Annotated in this window: 3 protein-coding genes; all 3 read right to left on the bottom strand. The window is 66.6% G+C overall.

The genetic code is table 11. The features are described 5' to 3' along the window. The coding region (locus tag BU204_RS34195) for a ParB/RepB/Spo0J family partition protein (RefSeq protein WP_143229941.1) at positions 1-1,813 on the bottom strand (1,813 nt) is incomplete at its 3' end. Between the two features lie 160 nt (positions 1,814-1,973). Beyond that, positions 1,974-2,441, bottom strand: a complete 468-nt coding sequence (locus BU204_RS34190) for a hypothetical protein (protein WP_075129956.1) — start codon at positions 2,439-2,441, stop codon at positions 1,974-1,976. Further along, a partial coding sequence (locus BU204_RS39570) for a hypothetical protein (protein WP_233160938.1) occupies positions 2,438-2,967 on the bottom strand: 530 nt, incomplete at its 5' end. The genes BU204_RS34190 and BU204_RS39570, both read right to left, overlap by 4 nt.

Raw genomic sequence — 2,967 nt, 5'->3', positions numbered from 1 at the left:
TGTCCTCGTGAGTGTCCTCGTGAGTGTCCTCGTGAGTGTCCTCGTGAGTGTCCTCGTGAGTGTCCTCGTGAGTGTCCTCGTGAGTGTCCTCGTGGGTGTGGGGGGTTGCGTGGTGGGGGAGGTGTGCGGCGATCACGTCCTCGATCCTCTCCGGCGTGATCACCTTCCGCTCAACGTCATGCGGTTCGTAGCCCAGGTCGAGCAGCATGGACATGTACTCCGAGTCCGTGCCCATCGGGCGCCGCCACGAGTCCCGTTGGAGGCTTTCTTCCATCGCCACGAGTGTCAGGTACAGGTCCCAGACGGTTGCCTTGGCCTCGGTCGCGTTGGCGATCTTGGTGATCAGTTCGCTGCGCTGCCCGTAGCCGGGCTCGGGCAGCTTGAGCAGGCGGTGCGCGAGTCCGTGGCGACGTTCCATCGCCTTGCGGAGTGCGTGGGAGCCGTCGAGTTTCTGCTGGGCCAGCCACTTCCGCGCGTTCTTGGGGGCGCTGCTGCGTCGGGCGACGTCGGCCAGGAACTTGTGGCGGACCTTTTCCGCGGCGTCCCAGTTCTTGTTGTTTTCCCGCACCCACCGGCGCTCGATCCGGGCCTTCTCCCGCTCCAGCGCCGCCCGCGCCACGGCCGACGCGGCGTCCCCCTCGCCGTCACTGTCGTCGCTGGAGGCCGTGTCGAACGTTGCCGTCGACCCGGTGCCGTGCTCGGCCTGACCGGCCGGCGCGTAGAGCAGGGCGTGGCCGTGTGCCCGGAAGTCAGCACATCCGTAAACGGGGACCGCGATCCGATCGTCGTTGTCGTCGTAGTCGTACCCGATCCAGGCGCCGTGCCCGGGGCAATCGGCGTGCGCGTCAGCGGTCAGTTCGGTGCCGGACTCGTCGTCAGGTGTTGGGCGCAGCCGGTCCAGGGAGCGGGCGTCACCGGACCAGGTCGAGATCGACTCGTCGAAGACCGTGACCCCGGCAGCGGTGAGCTCGTTCACGAGCCCGGTCTCGGACTGCTGGAGCCGCTCTTCCTCGGCGCGGTCGTCGCGCTTGCGCTGCGCGAGCACGGCGAAGTTGTTCGGCTTCTCCACCGCGGTGAGGATCAGCTCCTTGGCCGTCTCCAGATCGCCGTAGCCTTCGAACTCGGCGATCACCGCCGCCTGCTCCAGCGTCAGCTCGTACTTGTCGGCCGCCTTGGACGCCAGTTCGCTCTCCCCGACCCGCAACGAGTCCTCGATCACCCGCTTCGACCGGCTCCGGCGCCGCGCGATCGCCGTCGCGGACAGCCCGAGCAACCGCAACTGCTGGTGCGCACGGAACACGTCGCCGCGGGTCATCGGCGTCCGGTGATCATTCTCGCCGAGCTGGTTGATGATCCGGTCGATCGTCGCGGCCTTCTCGTCCGCCGACGGCGGCGGCTGCACCCACACCGGCACCTTCTCACGACCAGCCTCGAGGGCCTGCAGCGTGCGCATCTGCCCCTCGGTCACGACCAGGTTTCCGGACTCGTCCCGGTAGGCCAGGATCGGCGCACGCACACCCCGCTTCTTGATGTCACGCACACCCTCCTTGTCCGGGGTGGCGTTCTCCTGCCGCACGTTCGGTCCGATGATCAACGAACCTGGCGGCACCCAGACGACCGTGTACCACTCGTCCTCACCCGCCGCCTCGACCGACGAACCCGACGAGCCCTGCTCCACGTCGGCCACCACAACGTCTCGGTCGTCACCATCGTGGCCGGCAGGGCTGGTGATCTCCTCATCGACGCTGGGGCCGACGGCGGAACTTACGGCGCTGTCCACCGGCTCGGCAGTCTTCTCAAGAACGGCACCCATACAACACTCCTTTGCAAAAGGGAATCATGATGCGGTGTTTGGCTCGCTGGTTTGGTTTGGCAGTGCGGGCAGGGCGGACGCGCCAGGGCCGCTGCTGCCTCTCTGCGGCTGTTCCAGCAGGGCCGGGACGGCTCCGCCTCGGAGCAGGCCTGCGTGGTGGCTACCAGGCGCGGATCAGCTTGTGCAGGATGTAGGCGGTGAGCCCGGCACGCTGCGGTGCGGGGACTTTCTTCACCAACAGCGCGAGTTCCTCGATCTTGGCGTCGAGGGGGTTGCTGGCTTTCGCCTTGCGCTGACGCTGGATGACCGCGAGTTCCTGCTCGCAGGCGCGTTCCTCGGCGGCCAGCCGGGCGGCCAGCTCTCGGTCATCGCTCGGCTCGACAAACACTGGACTGCCATACATCGTGACGCGGCCGTTGTCGGGATCACGGCGTAGGTGCACGTCGTAGCAGCAGCCCACGATGTTCCCCGACTTGTGCCGGTAGAACAGTTCTGCGCCGTGCGGGTCGACCCATGCGGCGAGCTTCGTGTTCGTTGTGGACAGTCGCATACCGTCGTACGTCCAGCGTTCGACGGTGGTGTCCCCGGTGCCGGCCGAGGTGTTGGTGTTCGATACCTCTGCGGTCATGAGTTGTCCTGCTCTATCTGCGCCCAGGAGCCGAGCACCGCGGTGGGGGTTTTCGCGCGTCGGCGACGTTCGCGGCGCGCTGCCGTCAATAGGTCCAGCACGCGTTGCCCCTTGACGTCGGCTTGCTTACGGAGCGGGTCGGGACACCCCTCGGGGATCGTGACGAGACCGGCGCGAAGGTCGACCTCGATCGTGATCCGGCGGACCATCGCGCCGAGCCCCTGCTTGCGGACGAACAAGGCCATGCGGGCCTGCACTCGGTGATCGATCGGGACCAGCCGCACATACTCGTTGCGCCACGAGTAGTTGGCGGCATTTGGTGAGATCCGGACACCGGTGGGTTCGGTCTTGCCGATCGCGACAGCTTGGTTCAGAAGCGGGGCGGCGGGGTTCGGCTCGGATCGACTCATCGGTCGGTGGAAGGGGTACAAGCCAGGGCCGTAGACGATCCCGAGTTCATCCAGGACGTAAGCCCAGCCATCTAAGACAGTGTCTCGTATGGCTCTTCTGAGTGATGGTGCATGAT

The sequence above is a fragment of the Actinophytocola xanthii genome, from assembly GCF_001921205.1.
Classification (GTDB): domain Bacteria; phylum Actinomycetota; class Actinomycetes; order Mycobacteriales; family Pseudonocardiaceae; genus Actinophytocola; species Actinophytocola xanthii.
This window is presented reverse-complemented; position numbering and strand designations above follow the sequence as displayed.